Origin of the sequence: uncultured Sphingosinicella sp. (genome assembly GCF_963974575.1) — a bacterium.
Taxonomy (GTDB): Bacteria; Pseudomonadota; Alphaproteobacteria; order Sphingomonadales; family Sphingomonadaceae; genus Sphingosinicella.
On the sequence record NZ_CAXBBQ010000001.1, the window covers coordinates 122444 to 145348 of the forward strand.

At 66.0% G+C, this 22905-nt stretch carries 22 protein-coding genes; 11 read left to right on the plus strand and 11 right to left on the minus strand.

What is annotated here, in order from left to right:
* Nucleotides 1-8 precede the first annotated feature (8 nt).
* The 4 genes from nadA (at nucleotide 9) to AAC014_RS00660 (ending at nucleotide 4769) form a co-directional block, all read left to right on the plus strand.
* The gene (gene nadA, locus AAC014_RS00645) at nucleotides 9-1013 is read left to right on the plus strand and encodes a quinolinate synthase NadA (RefSeq protein ID WP_339702875.1); all 1005 of its coding nucleotides are present in this window, start codon (nucleotides 9-11) and stop codon (nucleotides 1011-1013) included.
* A 120-nt stretch (nucleotides 1014-1133) separates the two neighbouring features.
* Nucleotides 1134-3233, plus strand: coding sequence for a prolyl oligopeptidase family serine peptidase (locus AAC014_RS00650; protein ID WP_339702878.1), 2100 nt, complete (start codon nucleotides 1134-1136; stop codon nucleotides 3231-3233).
* Nucleotides 3230-4075 carry a carboxylating nicotinate-nucleotide diphosphorylase gene (nadC, locus tag AAC014_RS00655; RefSeq protein WP_339702881.1) on the plus strand — a complete coding sequence of 282 codons (846 nt, stop codon included), beginning with the start codon at nucleotides 3230-3232 and terminating at the stop codon, nucleotides 4073-4075. The genes AAC014_RS00650 and nadC overlap by 4 nt, the downstream gene beginning before the upstream one ends.
* On the plus strand, nucleotides 4062-4769 hold the full coding sequence (locus AAC014_RS00660; protein WP_339702884.1) for a ribonuclease T: 708 nt from the start codon (nucleotides 4062-4064) through the stop codon (nucleotides 4767-4769). The genes nadC and AAC014_RS00660 overlap by 14 nt, the downstream gene beginning before the upstream one ends.
* Here the strand turns inward: AAC014_RS00660 and AAC014_RS00665 are convergent.
* The 6 genes from AAC014_RS00665 to AAC014_RS00690 all read right to left on the minus strand — a co-directional run bounded on the left by AAC014_RS00665 (nucleotide 4750) and on the right by AAC014_RS00690 (nucleotide 8830).
* Entirely contained in the window at nucleotides 4750-5160 is a 411-nt protein-coding gene (locus tag AAC014_RS00665; RefSeq protein WP_339703929.1) for a DUF4112 domain-containing protein, read from the minus strand. The genes AAC014_RS00660 and AAC014_RS00665 overlap by 20 nt on opposite strands.
* A gap of 63 nt (nucleotides 5161-5223) precedes the next feature.
* Complete coding sequence (locus tag AAC014_RS00670; protein WP_339702887.1) at nucleotides 5224-5751, minus strand: superoxide dismutase family protein; 528 nt, start codon at nucleotides 5749-5751, stop codon at nucleotides 5224-5226.
* Nucleotides 5752-5820: 69 nt separating this feature from the next.
* A complete protein-coding gene (locus AAC014_RS00675; RefSeq protein ID WP_339702890.1) occupies nucleotides 5821-7242 on the minus strand; it encodes an NAD(P)(+) transhydrogenase (Re/Si-specific) subunit beta in 1422 nt (473 codons plus the stop codon).
* A 6-nt stretch (nucleotides 7243-7248) separates the two neighbouring features.
* On the minus strand, nucleotides 7249-7536 hold the full coding sequence (locus AAC014_RS00680) for an NAD(P) transhydrogenase subunit alpha (RefSeq protein WP_293784110.1): 288 nt from the start codon (nucleotides 7534-7536) through the stop codon (nucleotides 7249-7251).
* A 3-nt stretch (nucleotides 7537-7539) separates the two neighbouring features.
* Nucleotides 7540-8682, minus strand: coding sequence for an NAD(P) transhydrogenase subunit alpha (locus AAC014_RS00685; RefSeq protein ID WP_339702900.1), 1143 nt, complete (start codon nucleotides 8680-8682; stop codon nucleotides 7540-7542).
* Nucleotides 8683-8689: 7 nt separating this feature from the next.
* Nucleotides 8690-8830, minus strand: a complete 141-nt coding sequence (locus tag AAC014_RS00690; protein ID WP_121050326.1) for an aa3-type cytochrome c oxidase subunit IV — start codon at nucleotides 8828-8830, stop codon at nucleotides 8690-8692.
* A 146-nt stretch (nucleotides 8831-8976) separates the two neighbouring features.
* Between AAC014_RS00690 and AAC014_RS00695 the strand changes: the two genes are divergently transcribed.
* From AAC014_RS00695 to AAC014_RS00710, 4 genes are all read left to right on the plus strand, one after another.
* Entirely contained in the window at nucleotides 8977-10446 is a 1470-nt protein-coding gene (locus tag AAC014_RS00695; RefSeq protein ID WP_339703931.1) for a sigma-54 dependent transcriptional regulator, read from the plus strand.
* 118 nt (nucleotides 10447-10564) lie between these two features.
* Nucleotides 10565-12910: an ATP-dependent Clp protease ATP-binding subunit ClpA gene (gene clpA / locus AAC014_RS00700; protein ID WP_339702908.1), complete on the plus strand. Its 2346-nt coding sequence runs from the start codon at nucleotides 10565-10567 to the stop codon at nucleotides 12908-12910.
* A complete protein-coding gene (locus AAC014_RS00705) occupies nucleotides 12903-13256 on the plus strand; it encodes a hypothetical protein (protein WP_339702911.1) in 354 nt (117 codons plus the stop codon). Before clpA ends, AAC014_RS00705 begins: the two co-directional genes overlap by 8 nt.
* A 99-nt stretch (nucleotides 13257-13355) precedes the next feature.
* The gene (locus AAC014_RS00710) at nucleotides 13356-14519 is read left to right on the plus strand and encodes a sugar-transfer associated ATP-grasp domain-containing protein (protein ID WP_339702914.1); all 1164 of its coding nucleotides are present in this window, start codon (nucleotides 13356-13358) and stop codon (nucleotides 14517-14519) included.
* Between the two features lie 4 nt (nucleotides 14520-14523).
* Here AAC014_RS00710 and mmsB read toward each other — a convergent pair whose 3' ends face one another.
* From mmsB to AAC014_RS00730, 4 genes are all read right to left on the minus strand, one after another.
* The gene (mmsB, locus tag AAC014_RS00715) at nucleotides 14524-15417 is read right to left on the minus strand and encodes a 3-hydroxyisobutyrate dehydrogenase (protein WP_339702917.1); all 894 of its coding nucleotides are present in this window, start codon (nucleotides 15415-15417) and stop codon (nucleotides 14524-14526) included.
* A gap of 118 nt (nucleotides 15418-15535) precedes the next feature.
* Nucleotides 15536-16264: a Bax inhibitor-1/YccA family protein gene (locus AAC014_RS00720; protein WP_339702920.1), complete on the minus strand. Its 729-nt coding sequence runs from the start codon at nucleotides 16262-16264 to the stop codon at nucleotides 15536-15538.
* Nucleotides 16265-16356: 92 nt separating this feature from the next.
* Nucleotides 16357-18855, minus strand: a complete 2499-nt coding sequence (locus AAC014_RS00725) for an FtsX-like permease family protein (RefSeq protein WP_339702923.1) — start codon at nucleotides 18853-18855, stop codon at nucleotides 16357-16359.
* Nucleotides 18852-19547: an ATP-binding cassette domain-containing protein gene (locus AAC014_RS00730; protein ID WP_339703933.1), complete on the minus strand. Its 696-nt coding sequence runs from the start codon at nucleotides 19545-19547 to the stop codon at nucleotides 18852-18854. The genes AAC014_RS00725 and AAC014_RS00730 overlap by 4 nt, the downstream gene beginning before the upstream one ends.
* Before the next feature lie 35 nt (nucleotides 19548-19582).
* Between AAC014_RS00730 and AAC014_RS00735 the strand changes: the two genes are divergently transcribed.
* Nucleotides 19583-20230 carry an arylesterase gene (locus AAC014_RS00735; RefSeq protein WP_339702926.1) on the plus strand — a complete coding sequence of 216 codons (648 nt, stop codon included), beginning with the start codon at nucleotides 19583-19585 and terminating at the stop codon, nucleotides 20228-20230.
* Entirely contained in the window at nucleotides 20230-20760 is a 531-nt protein-coding gene (gene thpR, locus AAC014_RS00740) for an RNA 2',3'-cyclic phosphodiesterase (protein WP_339702929.1), read from the plus strand. The genes AAC014_RS00735 and thpR overlap by 1 nt, the downstream gene beginning before the upstream one ends.
* On the opposite strand, the gene AAC014_RS00745 is transcribed toward thpR, so the two are convergent.
* Nucleotides 20724-21194, minus strand: coding sequence for a low molecular weight protein-tyrosine-phosphatase (locus tag AAC014_RS00745; RefSeq protein ID WP_339702932.1), 471 nt, complete (start codon nucleotides 21192-21194; stop codon nucleotides 20724-20726). The genes thpR and AAC014_RS00745 overlap by 37 nt on opposite strands.
* Nucleotides 21195-21291: 97 nt before the next feature.
* Here AAC014_RS00745 and AAC014_RS00750 point away from each other — a divergent pair, with 97 nt between their 5' ends.
* Nucleotides 21292-22872, plus strand: a complete 1581-nt coding sequence (locus AAC014_RS00750; RefSeq protein ID WP_339702935.1) for an MFS transporter — start codon at nucleotides 21292-21294, stop codon at nucleotides 22870-22872.
* Nucleotides 22873-22905: the final 33 nt, after the last annotated feature.

A 22905-nucleotide genomic window follows, 5' to 3' on the forward strand; every position in this document is an offset into this window, starting at 1 on the left:
TCGACGACATGGATGCACGCCGCGCAGAGCTGCCGAAGGGCAAGGATTTGCTGAGCGAGATCGACCGGCTGAAGCGGGAACGCAACGCCGTGATCCTCGCGCATTATTATCAGGAGGCCGCGATCCAGGACATCGCGGACTTTGTGGGCGACAGCCTCGACCTCTCGCGCAAGGCCGCGGACACGGACGCGGACGTCATCGCCTTCTGCGGCGTGCGCTTCATGGCGGAAACCGCGAAGATTCTCTCCCCGCAGAAGACCGTGATCCTGCCGGACATGGACGCCGGATGCAGCCTTGAAGATTCCTGCCCGCCCGAGCAGTTCAAGCGTTTCCGCGAGGCGAACCCCGATCACATCGCGCTCACCTACATCAATTGCTCGGCGGCGGTGAAAGCGCTCTCCGACATCATCGTCACCTCGTCCTCGGCCGAGAAGATCATCAGCCAGCTGCCCAGGGACCAGAAGATCATCTTCGGGCCGGATCGGCACCTCGGCGGCTATCTTTCGCGCAAGTTCGGCCGCGAGATGCTGCTGTGGCCGGGCGCGTGCATCGTGCACGAGGCGTTCAGCGAAAAGGAACTTCTGAAGCTGAAGGCGCAGCACCCGGACGCGCCCGTCGCCGCGCACCCTGAATGCCCCGGCAACATCCTCGACCACGCCGATCTCGTCGGCTCGACAAGCGCGATCCTGAAATTCGCGCTCGAAAGCCCGGCGGAAACGATCATCGTCGTCACCGAGCCCCATATCATCCACCAGATGGAAAAGGCCGCCCCGCACAAGACCTTCATCGGTGCGCCGGGCGCAGACGGAAACTGCAGCTGCAACAACTGCCCGTTCATGGCGCTCAACACGATGGAAAAACTCTACCTCGCACTGCGCGACCTCAAGCCGGTGATCGAGATGGACGAGGACATCCGCACGAAGGCCCTGAAACCGCTCGAACGGATGCTGGCGATGGCCTCATCCACGGTGGGTCAGGGCGACATTTCGAGCGTGCGGGTTACTGGGGATTGATGCTTTCGCCCACCAACTCGTCATACCTGCGCAGGTATGACGACGAGTGTGGAATTGACCCTGCCCCGAATCCGTTTCACTTGATGCGTCCGGTAACAAGCGTCTTAGGGACGAAACGCCATGCGTTTTTCCATTCTGTTGATGGCGGCTTTGACTCTGGCGACTGCACCCGCCGCATCTGCGGCCGAAGACGATCCCAACCTCTGGCTTGAAGAGGTCGAGGGCGCCCGCGCGCTCGATCAGGTGCGCGCGTGGAATGCCGCGACCGAGAAGCGCCTGCGGACGGAAAGCCCGGCGTTCAAGGCGCTGCAGGCCGAGATGCAGGCGATCCTGGAGGACGACAGCCGCATCGCCGTGCCCGAGGCGATTCTGGGGGACAAGGTGACGAACCTGTGGACGGATGCGAAGAACCCGCAGGGGCTGTGGCGCATTGCCGATCTCGACGCTTTCGCCGCCGGAAAGCCGGTGTGGCGCACGCTGATCGACCTCGATGCGATGTCGAAGGCGGACGGGCGGAAATGGGTGTGGAAGGGCGCCGCGTGCCTTGCGCCCGCTTATGCCCGCTGCATGGTCGGCCTGTCCGACGGCGGCTCCGACGCGCTCGTCTACCGCGAGTTCGATATGGACGCGGGCGCGTTCGTTAGCGGCGGCTTTGAGACGCCCGAGGCGAAGGGCGACGTCGCGTGGGTCGATCTCGACCGGCTGATGATCGCCACCGCGCACGGCGGAGACGTGACCGAATCGGGCTACCCGCGTCAGGTCCGCCTGTGGAAACGCGGTACGCCGATGGCGGAGGCTGCGCTGCTCGCCGAGGGCAAGGCCGGCGACATGGGCATGGATGCGAGCGCAACCGGCAGCGAAGGCCGCATGTGGCCACGCATCACGCGCCATCCCGATTTCTGGACCGCCGAGACCTTCCACCTGAACCTGGACGGCACGCTCATTCGTTCGCCGCTGCCGGAGACGGCAACGATCGAGGACATGCTCGGCAGCCGCGTCGTCGCGCTGCTGCACAAGGATTGGGTTTACGGCGGCAAGACCTATGCGGCGGGCGCGCTCGTCGCCTATGACGCGGCAACGCTCGTCGTCGGGGGTCCGGCGGCGGTCGAGCAGGTCTATGCGCCTTCGCGGAAACAGGCGATCGAGTCTGTCGTCGCGGGCAGCGGACGCCTCTACGTGTCGCTGCTGGAGGATGTCGCCGGGCGGCTGATCGCGCTCACACCGACCGCAGCCGGCTGGACGGCGGAAACCGTGCCGGTGCCGCCGAACAGCGCGGTGACGCTCGCGGTGGCCGGGGGCGCGAACGACACCGCCTTCTACACGACCGAGAGCTTCGCCAGCCCCGAGACTTTGACGGCAGTGCGCGGCGGCAGCGCACCCGTAGAGGTTGCCGCGCTTCGGGCGTTCTTCGATCCCGCCTCGATTTCCGTTGAGCAGCGCTTCGCAACCTCGAAGGACGGCACGCGCATCCCTTATTTCGTCGTGCGTCCGGCAGGCACGAAAGGCCCACTGCCGACGATCATGCACGCCTACGGCGGCTTCCGGAGCGCGCAGAAGCCGACCTACCTCACCAAGAATCCCTACCAGATCGGCCCGGGCGGGCTATTCTGGCTGAAGGACGGCGGCAGCTTCGTGATCGCCAACATTCGCGGCGGCGGTGAATACGGCCCGGCGTGGCACGAGGCGGCGCTGCGCGAGAAGCGCCAGAACAGTTTCGACGATCTCTATGCCGTCGCCGAGGATCTGAAGCGCGCCGGGCTGACCTCGAAACTTGGCGTTTCGGGCCGTTCGCAGGGCGGGATGCTCGTGGGCGTCGCGATGACGCAGCGGCCGGACCTCTTCGACGCCGTCATCATGGGCGTGCCGCTCGCCGACATGCTGCGCTACAACAGGCTGCTCGCGGGCGCATCGTGGATGGGCGAATACGGCAATCCCGACGTGGCGGAGGACCGAGCGTTCATCGCGAAATATTCGCCGTACCAGAACCTGCGCCCGGGCGCGAAATACCCGCCCGTCATCATCTATACGTCTACGAAGGACGATCGCGTCCACCCCGGCCACGCCCGGAAGTATGCAGCTCGGCTGGCTGAGCAACGCCACGCCTTCGACTACTTCGAAAACATCGAAGGCGGCCACACCGGCACCGCCAACGCCGCCGAACACGCCTACCGCGCCGCGCTGATGCTGTCCTTCGCGCGCCGGGAACTGATGGGGAAATGAACATGGCGATCGCAGGCTTCGACACGGCGGCTTTCGTGCGCGCCACGCTCGCCGAGGATCTGGGCGACGCGGGCGATATCACCTCCGCCGCCGTGATTCCGGCGGACGCGCGCTTCCACGGTGTGATGGACAGCCGCGACGCCATCGTCGTCGCCGGCCTCGACATCGCCGCCGCCTTCTTCCGCTCGCTCGATCCTGAGGTGGAGATCGAGATGCTCGCGAAGGACGGCGACCGGGTGGCGGCGGGCACCGACCTGATGCGCCTTTCCGGCCTCGCCCGCGCCATGCTCACCGCCGAACGCTCGGCGCTCAACACCGTGCAGCACCTCTCCGGCATTGCGACGCTCACGCGCCGCTATGTCGATGCCATCGCGGGCACGGGCGCGATCCTGCTCGATACGCGCAAGACCATCCCCGGGCTGCGGCTCCTCGAAAAATACGCGACACGCATGGGCGGCGCGCAGAACCACCGCATGGGGCTGTGGGACGCGGCAATGATTAAGGACAATCACGTCGCGGTGGCGGGGGGCGTCGGCGAGGCCGTGCGCCGGGCGAAGGACGCAGGTATCGCCAGCATCATTCTGGAGGTCGACCGGGTGGACCAGATCGAGCCGGGGCTTGCGGCAGGCGCGACGCACCTGCTGCTCGACAATATGGGCGTTCCGGAGCTCCGCGCGGCTGTCAGCCTCGTCGCGGGGCGCGTGCCGACCGAAGCATCGGGCGGGGTCAATCTCGATACGATCCGGGGCATGGCCGAAACCGGCGTCACCTATGTTTCGGTCGGCCGGATCACGCAGTCCGCCCCCGCCGCCGATATCGGGCTCGACCTTGCGAGCGCCTGAGCGTCTGCTGCTAGCGCTCTGCCTCGCGGCCTGCGGAACGGCGGATGATTCCGCCGGCACAGCGACGGCGGAATGCAACATCCCCGCGAAGCTGGACCTGCCGCGGACTGCGAGCCTGCCGGACGTGACGCCGGACGCACCGGCGGCGGCCTATGTGCTTGCGATGTCGTGGTCGCCGGAATTCTGCCGGTTCCGCAAGGACGCGGCCGCCCACGAAGGCCAGTGTGCGGACAATGACTTCGATTTCATCTTGCACGGTCTCTGGGTGGACAGCGCGGCAGGTCCGTCGCCCCGCGCCTGTGCGGTGGCGCAGCCGGTGGGCGAGGCGCTCGTGCGCCAGCATTATTGCATGATGCCTTCGGTGCAGCTGATGCAGCACCAGTGGGCGGCGCACGGCACCTGCGCCTTTTCAAGCGCGGAGGCCTATTTCGGCGCGGCGAAATCGCTGTGGGACGGCGTGAAGCATCCCGATCTCCGAGAGCTTCGCGGCGAGACCCTGACAGCAGGCATGGTGCGCGAAGCCTTTGTGAAGGCCAATATCGGCCTGCCTTCAGACGCAATCGCGATTGCCGTGAACAACCGCGGCTGGCTAAACGAAGTGCGGTTGTGCATGGACCTCGACTACAATTACGCCACCTGCCGCGCGCCGGGCGCAGCGGATGGCGCAGCCGTGCTTATCTGGCGCGGCGGGTGACGGTGCCTTCGACCACTGCCGTCTTCGGGTGGTGCTTGTCCATGTGCTTCTTGATGATGCGCAGGTTGCGCGTGTTCGACCGGAACAGCACATCCATCGCATCGCCGAGCAGCGGCACGAAGCCGATCGCGGTGTCGAACAGCGTATTCCCCGCCATTCGGGCAATGTGCCAGCGCGACATGCCGAGGTTGCGCGCTTCCCAGATGATGTAGGCGGACATCAGTCCAGCGATGATGTCGCCGACAACGGGAACGAAGCCGAGAACGGCATCGAGACCGATCTTGTAGTTGATGCCCGGCACGGCGATCGACCGTTCGAGCAGCGCTTCCAGCGCCTCAACGCGCGCACGCACGGCGTGCGGATCGCGCGAATCGAACCCGGCGCGGGCCATCACCTCTTCAAATGCACGCTGATCGACGCTCACCTGCAGCCTCCTTGAAAGCCTGTGGCTGCGCTATTTGGTGACGACGGCTCCACATGCAAGACGCGGCCCCGCGTTTCCTGCCGGATCGGTGACGCCGTCATCGGGCTTGGCGTGAACGACGACGGCCGCGCCGTCGGTATCCAGGATCGGCGTCTCGCCGCTGTAGAGCGTTGCGCCTTCGATGCGCGCCTCAACGCGCCCCATACCGTCCGCACCGACGATGACGTTCGGCAGGTCGCCCTTGTGCTGGCCGTGCTTCGCGCCCGTCGGGTTGAAGTGCGAGCCCGCGGAGGTGAAGTCCGGCGCGGTGCAAAGACCGACACCGTGGACATGGAAAGCGTACGTGCCGGAGGGCCAGCCTTCGAGCACGAGCCCGACGTTGACGCTGCCCCCTGCTTCGGTGAGCACCGCGCGGCCCTTCGTGGCGCCATCCTTGTCGAGAAGCTGCGCATAAGCCGCGGGCGGCGGTGCAGCGGGCGCGACGGGCTGTTCGGCCTTGCTCGCGCAAGCTCCGGCCAGCAGGGCGGCCAAAGGAATGAGGGTCGTGGAAACGCGCATGATCGGTCTGTCCCCTGTATTGGTATGGCAGATCAACGCACTATGGCGTTTAAGGTTTCGCGCGCGACCTCAATCCATGGTCTTGACGATTTCCTCGACCATTTTCTTGGCGTCGGCGAGGAGCATCATGGTGTTGTCGCGGTAGAAGAGCTCGTTGTCGACGCCGGCATAGCCGACCCCGCCCATCGAGCGCTTGATGAACAACACGGTCTTCGCCTTTTCGACGTCGAGCACGGGCATCCCGTAGATCGGCGAGGTCTTGTCGGTTTTTGCCGCCGGATTGGTGACGTCGTTGGCGCCGATCACGAACGCGACGTCGGCCTGGCCGAAGTCGGTGTTGATGTCCTCAAGCTCGAACACCTCGTCGTAAGGCACGTTGGCTTCAGCGAGCAGCACGTTCATATGCCCCGGCATACGGCCCGCCACCGGGTGGATCGCATAGCGCACGTCGACGCCCTGGTGCTTCAGCTTGTCGCCCATCTCGCGCAGCACGTGCTGCGCCTGCGCCACCGCCATGCCGTAGCCCGGCACGATGATGACCTTCTCGGCGTTCTGCATCAGGAACGCGGCGTCCTCGGCGGAGCCGCGCTTCCACGGCCGGTCTATGGCGGCGGCTGCGCCCGCAGGCCCCGCCTCGGCGCCGAACCCGCCGGCGATGACGCTGATGAAGCTGCGGTTCATCGCGCGGCACATGATGTAGCTGAGGATCGCGCCCGAGGAGCCGACCAGCGCGCCGGTGATGATCATCGCCGTGTTCTGCAGCGTGAAGCCCATCGCCGCTGCCGCCCAGCCCGAATAGCTGTTCAGCATCGAGACGACGACCGGCATGTCCGCGCCGCCGATCGGAATGATGAGCAGGAAGCCGATCAGGAAGGCGAGGCCCGTTACTGTCCAGAAAACCCAGGCGTCGGGCGACGGTTCAAGCGTGAACCATGCGATAAGCCCGAGAATGCCGACGAGCGTGCCGAGGTTGATCACATGCCGCAGCGGCAGCAGGATCGGGGCGCCCGACATGTTGCCGTTCAATTTCAGGAACGCGATGACCGAGCCGGAGAAGGTGATCGCGCCGATGGCGATGCCGAGCCCCATCTCGATACGGCTGACCGGGAAGATTTCGCCGTCCGCGCCCGCGATGCCGAACGCCTGCGGATTGAGGAACGCCGCCGCCGCCACCAGCACGGCGGCCATGCCGACGAGGCTGTGGAACGCCGCGACGAGCTGCGGCATCGCAGTCATGGCGATGCGCCGCGCGACGATGAAGCCGATACCGCCGCCGAGGATGATCGCGGCCGCGATCTCGGGCAGAGAGGCGATGTCGTGCGTGGCGAGCGTCGTCGCCACCGCGATCCCCATGCCGATCATGCCGTTGCGGTTGCCCGCGCGGCTGGTCTCGGGCGACGAAAGCCCCCGCAGCGCGAGGATGAACAGAACCCCGGAGACGAGGTAAGCGAGAAGCGCCCATGCGGGCACAGCGGAAGCGACGTGTTCCATCGGCGCTCAGCCCTTCTTCTCTTTTTTCTTGTACATGGCGAGCATCCGCTGCGTCACCGCGAAGCCGCCGAAGATGTTGACGCTGGCGAGCGCAACGGCGACGAGACCGAGCCACTTGGCAAGCCCCGAACCGGCGGCCAGCGCCGCGATCAGCGCACCCACGATGATCACCGAGGAGATCGCGTTCGTCACCGCCATCAGCGGCGTGTGCAGCGCCGGCGTGACCGACCAGACCACGTAATAGCCTACAAAACAGGCCATCACGAAGATCGACAGGATCGAAATGAAGTCCATGACCTATGCTCCCCCCAGCACCGGATGGACGGCCTTGCCGTCCTTGGTCAGCCGCACGCCCTTCACGATCTCGTCGTCGTCGGGCAGCACGGGCGCCTTCGTGTCCTTATCCCAGAACGCCGACAGGAAATTGAACAGGTTGCGCGCGTAGAGCAGCGAGGCGTCCGCCGCCAGGCGGCTCGGCACGTTCCTGTGCCCGACGATTTTGACGCCGTGCTTCACCACGATCTCGCCCGCCACGGCACCTTCGACGTTGCCCCCGGCTTCGACCGCGAGGTCGACGAGCACACTGCCCGGCCGCATCGTCGCGAGCTGCGCGTCGCTGACGAGGCGCGGCGCCGCGCGGCCCGGGATGAGCGCGGTGGTGATCACGATGTCCTGCTTGGCAATATGCGATGACACCAGCTCGGCCTGCGCCGCCTTGTATTCGTCGGACATCTCGGTGGCATAGCCACCCGAGCCTTCGCCCTCGATACCCTTCACCGCCTCGACGAAGATCGGCTTGGCGCCGAGCGACATGATCTGCTCCTTGGTCGCCGAGCGCACGTCGGTCGCCGAGACCTGCGCGCCGAGGCGCCGCGCGGTCGCGATCGCCTGGAGCCCCGCAACGCCCACGCCCATGATGAACACCTTCGCGGCCGAAACCGTGCCCGCCGCCGTCATCATCATCGGAAAGGCGCGGCCGTATTCCGCCGCCGCGTCCAGCACCGCCTTGTAGCCGGCAAGGTTCGACTGCGAGGAGAGCACGTCCATCGACTGCGCGCGCGTGATGCGCGGCATCAGCTCCATGGCAAGCGCCTCGAAGCCCGCCGCCGCATAGGCGTTCGCCCGCTCCGGGTTCGCTGCAGGGGCGAGCATCGCAACCACGCGCGCACCGGGCGCCGCGCCCGCAAGCGAAGCCGGCTCCGGCGCCTGCACGCCAAGCACGATCCCAGCACCGCTGAGGACGGACGCGCGAGGGCCCACCTCGGCACCTGCCGCCGCATAATCGGCGTCCGCAATGCCCGACGCGAGACCGGCGCCCGATTCCACGGCAACTGCAGCGCCGAGCCCGATGAACTTCTTCACCGTCTCCGGGCTGGCAGCGACGCGGCGCTCAAAATCGGCGGTCTCACCAAGGACCGCGATCCGAACCGGATTCGTCATGGGAATCCTAGTTATAGAGGAAGAGGAGCATGCCGAGCAGCACGAGCACGATGAAGCCCGTGCCGTACTTCATCATCGCAAGAAAACCCGTGTAGGTCTTCGCGTGATCCTTCATCGCCTTGTCGGTGTACGTGCTGTTCTGCGCCATCTCAAACGTCCCCCAATCCGGACCCAATTCCGCCCGTTCATACCAACACACAGCCAACTGTGAAGCAAAAAACGGGTCAAAATCTTAACCTGACGGCAATGGGATGTGCCGTAACGAGACAGACGGGTCATTTTCGAGAAGCAGAGATTCGGCATTTGGCAAAGCAGACCGTCCTTGTTGTCGACGACGAGTCGGGCCAGCGGCGCATCACGGAAACCGTGGCGGCGCGCGCAGGCTATGCGACTCTGGAGGCCGAGCATGGCCAGGCGGCGCTCGATCTGCTGACGGGCCCGCGCGCCAAAGCCATCGACGCAGTGATCCTTGATTACAACATGCCGGGAAAAACCGGAATCGAGGTGCTGCGTGAACTGCGCCCGCAATTCCCGCTGCTCCCCGTCATCATGCTCACCGCCCATTCGAGCGTTTCCACGGCCGTGGAGGCGATGCGCGCAGGCGCGAGCGATTTCCTGCTCAAACCGGCCAGTGCGGACAGGATCACGCGTGCACTGGCAAGCGCGCTCGACCAGAAGACGCCCGGCGGCGAGCTGCGTCCGCTTACGGAAAAGCTGCCAGACTCGCTTGGCTTCGCCGAGATCGTCGGCAGCGACGCGGGTTTCCGCGCCGCGCTCGCGGTGGCCGAAAAGGCCGCGCAGAAGAACGTGCCGATCCTCGTTGAGGGCGAAAGCGGCGTCGGCAAGGAGGTCGTCGCACAGGCGGTCCACGCCGCCTCGCCGCGCAGAAACAAGCCGCTCGTCATCGTCAACTGCGGCGCGATCCCGGCGAATCTCGTCGAATCGGTGCTGTTCGGTCACGAAAAGGGCGCTTTCACCGGCGCCATCGAAAAGCACGTCGGGCGCTTCGGCGAGGCGGACGGCGGCACACTATTCCTAGACGAGATCGGCGAACTGCCGCTCGATGCGCAGGTGAAGCTGCTGCGCGCGCTGCAGACCGGGCAGATCGAGCCTGTCGGTAGCCGGGGTCATATAACCGTCGACGTCCGCCTGATCGCCGCGACCAACCGCGATCTCGCCGAAGAGGTCCGCGAGGGCCGCTTCCGGGAGGACCTGTTCTACCGCCTCGGCGTCGTGCCTGTCACGATCCCGCCGCTTCGCGCCCGGCGCGGCGACATCGCGGCGCTCGCGCGCCATTTCGTCCGCCGCCTTGGCGCCGAGGAAGGCGTCAACGCCCGCGATCTTTCGGACGACGCGCTCGCGCTCCTTGAGGCCTACGACTGGCCGGGCAACGTCCGCCAGCTCCAGAATGCATTGTTCCGCGCCGCCGTGCTCTGCGAGGGCACGAGGCTCACGGCGCTCGACTTCCCGCAACTTGCAGGCGCCACCGCGCCCAGGCGGACGGCGCAGCAGGCACCGGCACGCGCCGCTTCTTCCGACCTTTCAGCCGAGGTTTCGCTGTTCGGCGACGACGGCAAGCTCCGCCGCCTCGAGGATCTGGAAGCGGAGATCATCCGCAAGGCGATCCACCATTGCCGCGGCCGCATGAGCGAAGTTGCCCGCCGCCTCGGCATCGGGCGCTCGACGCTCTACCGCAAGCTTGGCGAAATGGCCGTCACCGACGATTTCGGCGGCCACGACGACGATGTCAGGAAGTTTGCCTAAGCCGCGGAAAACGTGGTTTCCGCGGGCATGGCCGCACATTGCCCCCTTGATGTTTTGCCAATCGTCCCTGATCTTCACATTAGGCGGCGGATGTTTCGCCGCATCGCAGGAGTGACGAATGCCGGCCTTTGCCCGCGAGCTCGAGCACACGCTTCACAACGCCCTCGCCGAAGCGAGCCGGCGGCGGCATGAATATGCCACGCTCGAACACCTGCTGTTCGCGCTGATCGGCGACAGTCACGCCTCCGCGGTGATGAAGGCCTGCGGCGTCGATCTCGACCAGCTCGGCGAGGAACTGACCGGTTATCTCGACAAGGAGCTGGAGCCGCTGCGCGTGGGCGACCAGGTCGATCCCAATCCCACGGCGGGCTTCCAGCGCGTCGTGCAGCGCGCGATCCTGCACGTGCAGTCTTCGGGACGCGACGAGGTGACGGGCGCCAACGTACTCGTCGCGCTATTTTCGGAGCGGGAGAGCCACGCCGTCTATTTCCTGCAGCAGCAGGACATGACGCGACTCGACGCTGTATCGTACCTCAGCCACGGCATCGCCAAATCGCCGTCGCTCTCTGAGCCGCGCGCGGTGCGCGGGGCAGACGAGCCCGCCGAGGAGGCGAAGGACAAGGGCAATGCCAAGAAGCCCGCGGATTCCCCGCTCAAGCAGTTCTGCGTCAACCTCAACGACAAGGCGCTTTCGGGCAAAGTCGACCCACTGATCGGTCGCGCCGCCGAGGTCGATCGCACGATCCAGATCCTCTGCCGCCGTTCCAAGAACAATCCGCTCTATGTGGGCGACCCCGGCGTCGGCAAGACCGCCATCGCGGAAGGCCTCGCGCGCAAGATCGTCGAGGGCGATGTGCCCGATGTGCTGAAAGACGCTGTGATCTACGCGCTCGATATGGGGGCGTTGCTCGCGGGTACCCGCTATCGCGGCGATTTCGAGGAGCGGCTGAAGGGCGTCGTCAACGAGCTCGAGAAGATGCCCGATGCGATCCTGTTCATCGACGAGATTCACACCGTGATCGGCGCCGGGGCCACCTCGGGCGGCGCGATGGATGCGTCCAACCTTCTGAAGCCCGCGCTTTCGGGCGGCGCGATCCGCTGCATCGGCTCGACGACCTACAAGGAGTTCCGCAACCACTTCGAGAAGGACCGCGCCCTCCTGCGCCGGTTCCAGAAGATCGACGTGAAGGAACCCTCGATCGAGGATACCGTGCGCATCCTCCTCGGCCTCAAGACCTATTTCGAGGAGCACCACAAGGTCCGCTATACCAACGAAGCCGTGAAGACGGCGGTGGAACTGTCGGCGCGCTATATCAACGACCGCAAGCTCCCCGACAAGGCGATCGACGTGATCGACGAAGTGGGCGCCTCGCAGATGCTGCTGCCGCCCGCCAAGCGCAAGAAGGTGATCGGCGTGAAGGACGTCGAGGCTGTGGTCGCGACAATCGCGCGCATCCCACCGAAGTCCGTGTCGTCGGACGACAAGAAGGTGCTGGCGACGCTGGAGCAGGACCTGAAGCGCGTCGTCTTCGGGCAGGATAAGGCGATCGAGACGCTTTCGTCGGCGATCAAGCTGTCACGCGCGGGGCTGCGCGAGCCGAACAAGCCGATCGGCAACTACCTGTTCTCCGGCCCCACCGGCGTCGGCAAAACCGAAGTGGCACGCCAGCTCGCCGCGATCCTCGGCATCCCGCTGCAGCGCTTCGACATGTCCGAATATATGGAGCGCCACTCGGTGAGCCGCCTCATCGGCGCGCCTCCGGGCTATGTCGGCTTCGATCAGGGCGGGCTTTTGACGGACGCTGTCGACCAGAACCCGCACTCGGTGCTGCTGCTCGACGAGATCGAAAAGGCGCACCCGGACCTGTTCAACATCCTGCTACAGGTGATGGACGCCGGAAAGCTCACCGATCATCACGGCAAGATGGTCGATTTCCGCAACGTCATCCTCATCATGACGACGAACGCGGGCGCGTCGGACATGGCGCGGGAAGGCATCGGCTTCGGTTCCACGGTACGCGTGGGCGAGGACGAGGAGGCGATCAAGCGCATGTTCACGCCCGAATTCCGCAACCGCCTCGATGCGACGGTGCCGTTCGGCTACCTGCCCACGCCGGTCGTCGCGATGGTCGTCGACAAGTTCATCCTCGAACTCGAACTGCAGCTCGCGGACCGCGACGTCCACATCAAGCTTTCGGACGAGGCAAAGCGCTGGCTGATCGATCGCGGCTACGACAGGCTCTATGGCGCGCGCCCGCTCGCCCGGCTCATCCAGACCACGATCAAGCAGCCGCTCGCGGAAGAACTGCTGTTCGGCAAGCTGGTGAACGGCGGCGAGGTCGTGGTCCACATCAAGGACGACCAGCCGACGTTCGAGATCATCGCGGCGGCACCGAAGCCGCGCGCCGCCAAAAAGGGCAAGACGGGCGAGGCGAAGGGCGGTAAGAAAACCGTCGATGCATGATGAGCCTCAGACGGGCGAAGACAAGCCGATCAACCGCCGGAACCTGATGATCGTTCTCGGCGGTCTCGGTGCGCTCTTGCTGCTTTCCAACATCGACGGACCCGGCTTCAGCCTCATTTCCGACGACCACGAAGCCGCGATCACGATCGATGCAAAGACCGATGAGATCGACGCCAAGATGGAGCGTATCGGAGCAGCCCTCGAGACGCGCCTGGAGGGTGTCGCCGAACGCGTCGAGGCGGCCGAAACGGGTGCCCGCATCGATGAGGACGAGCTTGATGCCGCGATCGAAGACCTGCGCGACGGCGATCCGGAGCGCTTCCTGAAGACTATCGAAGCGCTTTAGCCCGACCGCGGCGGCGGCGCCGTCCGTTCGTCCTGAAAACAATGCGTTGCAGCGCACAGAGCGATTGCCCGCCGCATCTCTCGCACGCAAACTTCGCCGATGAAGGCACGGGGGCCCTGGCATGATTACCCGCGCGCGCTGCGCGAACTGCTGCGCCGCGAGCCGCGGTCGCTGCCGATGGTCGCCGCAAAGCTCGGATGGTGCCGCGCACGGCATGGCCTGGGACCGCGCGACTTCTTCGATTTCGAATTGCGACATCGCCCGGCTTCGACATGGCGCGACTATCTGAGTGATGTGCCGCACATGCGGCGGATCATGCGCGCGCTTCATCCGGAGCAACTTGCCCGGCTTGTGAACGACAAGGTGCTGAGCACCGAGCGGCTGATGGAGCGAGGTGTGCCGGTCGCCCCGGTTTATGTGGTCGCCGGACGCGACACCGACCGGCATCCGGCAAGCGGACGCCTCCCGGTTGTCAACGATGCGGCGGCACTGAGACGGTGGCTTGAAGGCGCGCCGGACTGCCTGTTCTGCAAGCCCGCGACGGGTACATTCGGGAACGGCGTTTTCCGTGCGCACCGTGACGGTGCGCATTGGCGCGTCGGTGATATTTCGATGTCGGCGGCCGCTTTCGCGGAGCATCTGCTCGCGCAGGACGACCGGTCGGGAACGCTGGTCAGCCCCGAACTTCGCAACCACCCCGCGCTGGCCCCGATCACCGCGGATCTCGGGCTTGCTGCAACGCGCGTTTACACGGCGCGCACCCACACCGGGATCGAGATTTTCTGTACGATTCAGAAGGTGATGACGACCCCGGCGCTCGCCGACAACTTCCACGACGGCACCACCGGCCATCTGCTCTGCTTCGTCGATCCCGAAAACGGTTGTATCACGCACTCTTATGGGCGCGACCCCGGCGATCAAATCCGCCTGAACACATACGAAACGCACGCTCTTACGGGCGCAGGGCTTACCGGCTTCCGCATCCCCTACTGGGATGACATATTGAACCTGGCCCGCGCCGCGACCGAGGCCATGCCCGAGCTTCCGTTGCCCGGTCTAGACATTTCGCTGACGCCCGACGGCCCGGTCGTGCTGGAATCGAACGCCTATTGCTTCGCGATCGCACCCCAACTGCAGTTCGGAGGATTGCGTCCGATTTTGAAAACGCTGATCCCAAGGCTGGCGATCGACGCCGAGCGACGCGAGAATGCGCTGAGAGCGCTGCGCTCCGGCGCGCCGAAAGCCCGCCGGGCCATGCACTGAGGGATCAGGCGCGCCAGCTGCCGTCGAGCAGCTTTATGATGCCAGAGAAGTCCTTCGCCGCACCCCCGAGGTTCGAAAAGGTCTGGTAGAGTGCCTCGGCCTGCGCGCCGAGGGGCGTCGCCGCGTTCGACGCGGCAGCGGCCTCCATGGCGAGCTTCAGATCCTTCAACATCAGCGCGGCGGCGAAGCCGCCCTCGTAGTCGCGGTTGGACGGTGCGGCGGGCACCGGGCCCGGCACCGGGCAATAGCTCGTCATCGACCAGCACTGGCCGCTCGCCTTCGAGGAGATGTCGAAGAAGACCTGCGGATCGAGACCGAGCTTCTGCGCGAGCGCGAACGCCTCGCACGTGCCGATCATCGAGATGCCGAGCAGCATGTTGTTGCAGATCTTCGCGGCCTGCCCCGCGCCCGCCCCGCCGGCGTGGATCACCGCCTTGCCCATGCGCGACAGGATCGGCTCGGCGCGCGTGAACGCATCGCCTGTACCGCCGACCATGAAGGTGAGCGTACCGCCCGAGGCCGCCGCAACGCCGCCCGAAACCGGCGCATCGACCATCGCGAAGCCCTTCGCGGTTGCCGCCTCGACGACCTTGCGCGCCGTCACCACGTCAATCGTCGAGCAATCCATGAACAGGGCGCCCGGTTTCGCCGCGCCGAACACTTCGCCATTGTAGACGGCTTCGACGTGCTTGCCCGCCGGGAGCATCGTAACGACCGCGTCCGCGCCCGAAACCGCCTCCGCGGCACTTGCGGCGACGGCACAGCCATCGCCCTTCGCGCGGGCGAGCGCATCGGCGCTGAGATCGAAGGCGCGCACCGCGTATCCCGCCTTCGCAAGGTTCACGGCCATGCCCGAGCCCATGTTGCCGAGCCCGATGAATGCGATTGTCTCCGCCATGCCGATCTCCCTTGCGTGTCTTTTCAGGGGCAAGGTCTAGCCATGCGGAGCGCCAAAAGAAAAGGCCCGGCACGTCGAAACGTACCGGGCCTTTTTGCAGTCTGTAGCTGCGAAAATGCTATTCGCGGCTTCCGAACAGCTGCAGCATGAACATGAACATGTTGATGAAGTCGAGGTAGAGCGACAGAGCGCCCATCACCACGGCCTTGCCAATGAAGTCGCTGCCCGCGACCTGGAAGTACATGTTCTTGATGCGCTGCGTGTCATACGCCGTCAGGCCCGCGAAGATCAGCACGCCGATCACCGAGATGACAAACTGCATCACAGACGAGCCGAGGAACATGTTCACCACGCTCGCGATGATGAGACCAATGAGGCCCATCACGAGGAACGTGCCGAAACCCGACAGGTCCTTCTTCGTCGTGTAGCCGAACAGGCTGAGACCCGCGAACGCGCCCGCCGTGATGAAGAACATGCGCGCGATCGACGTGCCCGTGTAGGTCAGGAAGATCGTGGACATCGAGAGGCCCATCACCGCAGCGAAGGCCCAGAAAACGCCCTGTGCAGCCGGGGTGGACAGCTTGTTGATGCCGAAGCTCAGCACCATTACGAAGGCGAGCGGCGAGAGTATCAGCACCCACGCGAGCAAACCGCCCTGCGAAAAGACTTGCGCGGCCATGCCGCTGTTCGCGAACAGCAGCGCCACGATGCCGGAAAGCAGCACGCCGGAGGCCATGTAATTGTAGACCGACAGCATGTATTTGCGAAGGCCGGCGTCGAAAGCGACGCCTTCGGCCGTTGTCGCCGGGCGACCGTAAGCCAGGCGAGGATCCGTCTGGTTCACCATGTTATTCACTCTCCCATTCGCCGGGTCATCCGGCTTGCCCCCGCAATATCGTGTGGATTGGCCTCGGCTTCAAGGAAAACCGGACGGATTCACTATAGATTTCTGAGCGCGCGTGCCGGGCGGGCGCCGAGCGCACTCCACGACCCCACGAGGCTGAGCAGAAGAATCGCCGCCGCGCCGAGCACGACGGTAAGAATCACGGGCTGCCAGACGGGTAGCCATTCCAGCTCGAACACCTGTGTCACCACATACCAGCCGCCCGCCGTACCGAGGCCGAAAGCGATGGCGGAGAGAATGAGCGCGAGCAGCGCATATTCGGCGAGCAGGCTGAGCAGAACCTGCCCCCGCGTGGCGCCGAGCACCTTCAGCATCACCGAATCATAGATGCGCGCGCGCCGCGCCGCCGCGATCGCGCCGACGAGGACGGCGATCCCCGCAGCGATCGCGACAGAAGCGGCCGCACGCACCGCCGACGACATCTGGCCGAGCAGCGCGCCGGCATTTTCAATCACATCGCCGACACGGATCACCGAAGCCGACGAGAACGCCCGCACGACGGCGCGCGACACGGTGGGCACCTCTTCGGGCGGGACGGTGACTGTCGCCATGGAACTGTGCGGCGCGCTTTCGATGAGGCCGGGCGAATAGACGAGCGCGAAGTTGAAACCGAGCGAATCCCAGTTGATTTCGCGGAAGCTTGCGATGGTCGCGGGAAGATCGACGCCAAGCACGGAGACAGTGATACTGTCCCCGACCTTGAGTCCAAGCGCCTCGCCGACCTCGGCGTCCATCGAAACGAGCTGCGGCCCGCTGTAGTCCTCCGGCCACCATTTGCCGGAGACGACGCGGTTTCCGTCGGGCAGCGCCGCCGAATAGGTGAGCCCCCGGTCGCCGCGCAGGATCCACGCGCCTTCGGGTATGTCCTTCATTTCCGAAACGAGCGTGCCGTTCACAGCCACGACCGGCCCGCGCAGCGACGGCACGGTTCGGATCGCGGCGCCGGGCACGGCGTCGAGCACGGTCTTTCGGAACGCAGCGGCTTCCCCGGCGGGAATATCGACCACGAACAGGCTCGGCGCCTCGCGCGGCAGCGCCTCGTCGATCTGGCGCGAAAGATTGGTTTCGATAACGGCGAGCGTCGCGAACAGCGTGAGCCCGAGCCCGAGCGCGACGACGAGCTGCCGCGTCATCGATCCCGGCCGGTGCAGATTGCCGAGCGCAAGCCGCAGGAGCGGCTGCTTCGGTCGCGGCAGGCGTGCCGCAAGCGCCCGGATGCCGAGCGCAAGCACTGCAAGCAGGGCCATGAGGCCGAGCGCGGCGGCGATGAACACGGCAGCGAACAGCGGCTCGCGCGCCTGCACGACAGCGATGGCAGCGATGACCAGCGCTGCGCCGAGGCTGAGCAGGACAACTTCAAGCGGCGGCCGCTGGGTGCGCTCGACACCGGCGCGGAACAGACGGGCGGCGGGAACGTCCCGCGCCTTCGCGAGCGGCCAGATCGCGAACGCCGCCGCCGCAAGCAGGCCATAGAGGATCGCAGTGATCAGCGGCACGGGATAGACGCCGAGTTCGGGCGGCACCGGGAGCGCATCGCCCGCGAAGGCCACGACGATCGCGGGTACGAACGCGCCTGCCACCGCGCCGAGGACGACGGCACCGAGCGCGATCAGCCCCACCTCGATCATGTAGATGCGGAAAATCGTGCGCGAATCCGCGCCGACGCTTTTCAGCGCTGCGATCGAGCGCGTCTTGCCGTCGAGATAGGAACCGACACCGTTGCCGACGCCGACACCGGCGACGAGCAGCGCCGTCAGACCCACGAGCGTCAGGAACTGGCCGAGCCGTTCAATGAAACGCCGTGTGCCGGGCGCACCGTTCGAGCGGTCCTGTATGCGCCATGCCGCATCCGGGAAGCGCTCATTCAGCGCCTCCGTCACCGATTCAGGGGAGGCATTCGAGGGCAATTTCAAACGGTAGTGCGTGCGATAAAGGCTTCCCGGCTGGCGGAGGCCGGTTTTATCCAGCGTTTCGAGCGACATCAGAAGCGTCGGCCCGAGTGTGAAGCCCTCGCCGACCTTATCGGGCTCCTCAGCGAGCACGCCGGTAATCCGCACGCGGGCGTCGCCGATCGTCACGCTGTCGCCAATGCGTGCGCCGAGCCGGTCGAGCGCGGCCTGATCGACGACGAGGCCGCTCGCCTTCAACGCATCGGCAAGGGGCAGGCTGCCTGCGAGGCGCACACTGCCATAGAAGGGATAGGTGCCGTCGACGGCTTTCAGTTCGCCAAGAACGCTTTCGGCACCATCGAGGCGGCTTGCCATCGCGCGCATCCGGACGACCTCACCGACACGGCCGAAGCCGCGGAACGCCGCCAGTTCGGCCTCGCTCGCCTGCCGCTGCGTCAGCATCACCTCGACATCGGCGCCGAGGATCGACTGGCCCTTTTCGGAAAGGGAGGTGACGATGGCGGTGGAAAGGCTGCCGACACCCGCGAGCGCGGCAACGCCGAGGAACAGGCAGACCGCGAGCAGCCGCAGCCCGGCAAGGCCGCCGCGCAGGTCGCGCAGCGCCAGCTTGAGGGGAAGGTTCAAGCGACGGTCTCGCGCACGATCTGCCCGTCGCGCATCTCGACGATGCGGCCGCAGCGCGCGGCAAGTTCGGTGTCGTGGGTGATGAGCACGAGCGTGGTGTCCTGCGCGCGCTGCCGTTCGAACAGCAGCTCGACGATCTCGTGGCCGGTCGCGGCGTCGAGGTTGCCCGTGGGCTCGTCGGCGAAGAGGATGCCAGGGCGCGGCGCCGTGGCGCGCGCGATGGCGACGCGTTGCTGCTCGCCGCCCGAAAGCTGCGAGGGATAGTGCGTCAGCCGGTGGCCGAGGCCGACCGCCTCAAGCTCGGCGCGGGCACGCGCATCCGCATCCGCAATCCCGGCAAGTTCCAGCGGTATGGAGACGTTTTCAATCGCGGTCATCGTCGGCAGCAGGTGGAACGCCTGCAGCACGATGCCGATGCGGCCGCGCCGCGCGCGGGCGAGCCCGTCTTCGTCGAGCGTGCCGAAATCCTGCCCCGCAACACCGATCCGCCCGCCGCTGGCGCGTTCGAGGCCGGAGAGTACCGCCATCAGCGACGACTTTCCGGACCCCGAAGGCCCAAGGATCGCAACACTTTCGCCGCGCGCCACGGAAAGGCTGACGCCGCGCAGGATTTCGACCGCGCCCGCGCCTTCGCCGAGCGTGAGGGTGACATCGCGCGCATCAATCACGATATTGGAGGGCGCCGAGGAGATATCGTTCAAGGGGATCCGCTTTGTCCGGTTGGAGCATGTTTCGTATGTATGGGGATGCCACGCGCATTGTCCAAGCCGTGATTGCCGCTTTTCTGCTGTTTGTCGGCGCGAGTCCGTCCTTTGCAGAAACGCGTACAATCGTTGCCTACGGCGATTCGCTGATGGCGGGGTATCAGCTGAAGCCCGGCGAAGGCTTCGCGCCCCAGCTGGAAAAGGCGCTGAAGGCGAAAGGCATTGCGGCGCGCGTGGTCAGTGGCGCCGTCTCGGGAGACACCACGGCCGCAGGCAAGGCGCGCATGGCGTGGGTGCTCGGCGGGCTCAAAACAAAGCCCGATCTCGTCATCCTCGGCCTCGGCGCCAACGACATGCTCCGCGGCCTGCCGCCTGCGCAGGCGCGTGCCAATCTCGATGCGATGATCGCCGACTTCAAGAAGCGCGGCAGCAAGGTGCTCGTCGCGGGAATGCTCGCCGCGCCCAACATGGGCAAGGCCTATGCGGCGGAGTTCAACGGCATGTACCCGGCGCTCGCGAAGAAGCACGCCGTGCCGCTCTACCCGTTCTTCATGAAGGGCGTCGTCGCCAACAAGGCGCTACTGCTCGGCGACGGCATGCACCCCAATCCGAAGGGCGTTTCCGTGATCGTGCAGGGCATCTTGCCGAGCGTCGAGGCGGCGCTCCGCTAGTGCACAGGCTGTTCGTGGGGATCGACCTGCCGCACGCGGTGAAGGACGCGCTCGTGGCGCGCATCGGCGGCGTGCTCGGCGCGCGCTGGCAGAGCGAGGATCAGCTTCACCTGACGCTGCGCTTCGTGGGCACGGTCGACACGCACACAGCAAATGCCGTCGCCGAAGCGCTGGCGAAGATCCGCGCGCGCGCGTTTGACCTCTCCACGGCGCGCACGGGCATCTTCGAGCGCAAGGCCCGCATCGAAACCTTGTGGGTCGGCGTCGAACCGCAGGAGCCGGTGAAGGCGCTGCATAACAAGGTCGACCGCGCGCTCCAGCTTGTCGGCATCGCACCCGAAACGCGAAGCTACCTGCCGCACATCACGCTCGCCCGCTTCTCCGGCACGGCGGGTCCGCTCGACGCCTTCCTGCGCGAGGGCTTCCCGCCTGTATCGTTCCGCGTGGACGCGATCAGCCTGTTCGAAAGCCGCCTCACCACCGAGGGCGCGGACTACAGCGTCGTCGCGCGCTGGCCGCTGATCGCCTGAAGCAGCCCGCGCACACCATCTTCCACGAGCTGGAACGTCTCGGCAAAGCCCTCGTCGCCGCCGTAATAGGGGTCCGGCACATCGCCACCCTCGGCATGGTCGAGCAGCAGCGACAGCGCCGCCCGCGCGCCATCCGGCTGCATGGCGAGCAGGTCTGCGAGGTTCTTCGCGTCCATCGCCACGATATGGTCGAAGCGGTGGAAGTCCTCTTCCGTCACCTGCCGCGCGCGCAACATCGAAATGTCGAGGCCCCTTCGCAGCGCCTCCGCCTGCGCGCGCGGATCGGGGGCGTGGCCAATGTGCCAGTCGCCCGTCCCCGCGCTGTCGATCTCGAGCGCCGCGCTTTCCGCCTCCGCCAGCCGCCGCATCGCGCCCTCCGCGAGCGGCGAGCGACAGATGTTGCCTAGGCAAACGAACAGGACCGAAGTCGTCATCGCGATTTCCATGCTTTCGATTTCAAAGCCCTGTGTTAGCCACGAGGCAGCCGGCCGGACAAGGGCCGGCATCTCGAAACTGGGGAGGGTCGAGAGCATGAACGACGCAGCCGCAATTCTGGAAGCACGCAAGGGCGAGGTCGGCGGGCCATACGCCTGGTACGTGCTCGGCGTGCTCGTGCTCGTCTATGTGCTGAATTTCATCGACCGCCAGATCATCTCGATCCTCGCGGAGGACATCAAGGCCGACCTCGGCGTCACCGATGCCGACATGGGCTTCCTCTACGGCACCGCCTTCGGTGTGTTCTACTCGCTGTTCGGCATCCCGCTCGGGCGGCTTGCGGACATGTGGTATCGCGGCCGCCTGATGACGATCGGCCTGTCGATCTGGTCGGCGATGACGGCGCTTTCGGGCTTCGCGCAGAATTTCGGTCAGCTCGCCGCCGCGCGCATCGGCGTCGGCATCGGAGAGGCGACGGCGAGCCCTTGCGCCTTCTCGATCATCTCGGACTATTTCCCGCGTGAAAAGCGCGCCACCGCGCTCGCCATCTATTCGAGCGGGCTCTATCTCGGCGGCGGCCTGTCGCTCTTCATCGGCGGCGTCATCGTGAAAAGCTGGAACAGCGCCTTCCCCGGTGGCGGCCCGCTCGGCCTCGCCGGCTGGCAGGCAGCGTTCCTCGCCGTCGGCCTGCCGGGGCTGCTCCTCGCCCTCTGGGTGCTCACGCTGCGCGAGCCGCTGCGCGGCATGTCCGAAGGAATCCTGAGCCCGCCCGAGCCCTCCCCGTGGCCGAAATTCTTCATTGAGCTGTCGAGCGTCATTCCGCCCTTTACGCTGGTGCAGGCCGCGCGCGTCGGCGGACGGGCGTTCGCAGTCAACCTCTCGGGGCTGATCGTCGTCGTGCTCGGCGCGGCCTCGATGATGAGGCTCACCGGCGATACGCTGCAATGGGGCGCGATCGGCATCGGCTGCTATTCGGTGTTCTCGTGGTCGCAGTCGCTGAAGCGCCGCGACCCGCCGACCTATCAGCTCATCTGGGGTACGCCGACGTTCCTGCTCGCCATCCTGGGCTTCGGGTCGATCGCGTTCGTCACTTACGCGGTCAGCTTCTGGTCCGCGCCTTATGCGATCCGCACCTTCGGCGCCGATCCGGCGATCGTCGGCCTCATCATCGGCGGTGTCGGGGCGGCGGGCGGCTTCATCGGCGTGATCGCGGGCGGGCGCCTTGCGGACTGGGCGAAATCGCGCTGGCCGGCGGGCGACATCCTTGTGGCGGCACTGGGCGTCATCATCCCCGCGCCGCTCATGCTCATCGTCTACACCACGGAGAGCCTCACGATTTTCTATCTGGCGTTCGTGCCGATGGCGATCGTCAACAGCTGCTGGGTGGGCATCGCCGCCGCGACCAGCCAGAATCTCGTGCTGCCGAGGATGCGCGGCGCCGCGACCGCGACCTATTTCCTCGGCACAACGCTCGTCGGCCTCGGTCTCGGGCCGTACTTCGCGGGCAAGATGTCGCTTGTCACCGGCAGTCTCGGCACGGGCGTCCTCAGCCTGCTCATTGCCGGGCCGGTCACGCTCATCTGCCTCTGGTTCGTCTGGCGCCGGCTCCCGGAGGCCGAGGCCACGCGCATGGAACGCGCCGCCGCAGCCGGTGAAGGACGCGCCGCGCAAGCCTGACGCTTTATCCAGAATTGCGCACGCGCCCAAACA

Excerpts from the sequence above, each read along its gene's own strand:
- nadA (WP_339702875.1), top strand. The coding sequence starts at position 9 with ATGGATGCACGCCGCGCAGAGCTGCCGAAGGGCAAGGATTTGCTGAGC.
- AAC014_RS00650 (WP_339702878.1), top strand. The coding sequence starts at position 1,134 with ATGCGTTTTTCCATTCTGTTGATGGCGGCTTTGACTCTGGCGACTGCA.
- nadC (WP_339702881.1), top strand. The coding sequence starts at position 3,230 with ATGAACATGGCGATCGCAGGCTTCGACACGGCGGCTTTCGTGCGCGCC.
- AAC014_RS00665 (WP_339703929.1), bottom strand. The coding sequence starts at position 5,160 with ATGGCCCGCGCCGGGTTCGATTCGCGCGATCCGCACGCCGTGCGTGCG.
- AAC014_RS00670 (WP_339702887.1), bottom strand. The coding sequence starts at position 5,751 with ATGCGCGTTTCCACGACCCTCATTCCTTTGGCCGCCCTGCTGGCCGGA.
- AAC014_RS00675 (WP_339702890.1), bottom strand. The coding sequence starts at position 7,242 with ATGGAACACGTCGCTTCCGCTGTGCCCGCATGGGCGCTTCTCGCTTAC.
- AAC014_RS00680 (WP_293784110.1), bottom strand. The coding sequence starts at position 7,536 with ATGGACTTCATTTCGATCCTGTCGATCTTCGTGATGGCCTGTTTTGTA.
- AAC014_RS00685 (WP_339702900.1), bottom strand. The coding sequence starts at position 8,682 with ATGACGAATCCGGTTCGGATCGCGGTCCTTGGTGAGACCGCCGATTTT.
- AAC014_RS00690 (WP_121050326.1), bottom strand. The coding sequence starts at position 8,830 with ATGGCGCAGAACAGCACGTACACCGACAAGGCGATGAAGGATCACGCG.
- clpA (WP_339702908.1), top strand. The coding sequence starts at position 10,565 with ATGCCGGCCTTTGCCCGCGAGCTCGAGCACACGCTTCACAACGCCCTC.
- AAC014_RS00705 (WP_339702911.1), top strand. The coding sequence starts at position 12,903 with ATGCATGATGAGCCTCAGACGGGCGAAGACAAGCCGATCAACCGCCGG.
- AAC014_RS00710 (WP_339702914.1), top strand. The coding sequence starts at position 13,356 with ATGAAGGCACGGGGGCCCTGGCATGATTACCCGCGCGCGCTGCGCGAA.
- mmsB (WP_339702917.1), bottom strand. The coding sequence starts at position 15,417 with ATGGCGGAGACAATCGCATTCATCGGGCTCGGCAACATGGGCTCGGGC.
- AAC014_RS00720 (WP_339702920.1), bottom strand. The coding sequence starts at position 16,264 with ATGGTGAACCAGACGGATCCTCGCCTGGCTTACGGTCGCCCGGCGACA.
- AAC014_RS00735 (WP_339702926.1), top strand. The coding sequence starts at position 19,583 with ATGTTTCGTATGTATGGGGATGCCACGCGCATTGTCCAAGCCGTGATT.
- AAC014_RS00745 (WP_339702932.1), bottom strand. The coding sequence starts at position 21,194 with ATGACGACTTCGGTCCTGTTCGTTTGCCTAGGCAACATCTGTCGCTCG.
- AAC014_RS00750 (WP_339702935.1), top strand. The coding sequence starts at position 21,292 with ATGAACGACGCAGCCGCAATTCTGGAAGCACGCAAGGGCGAGGTCGGC.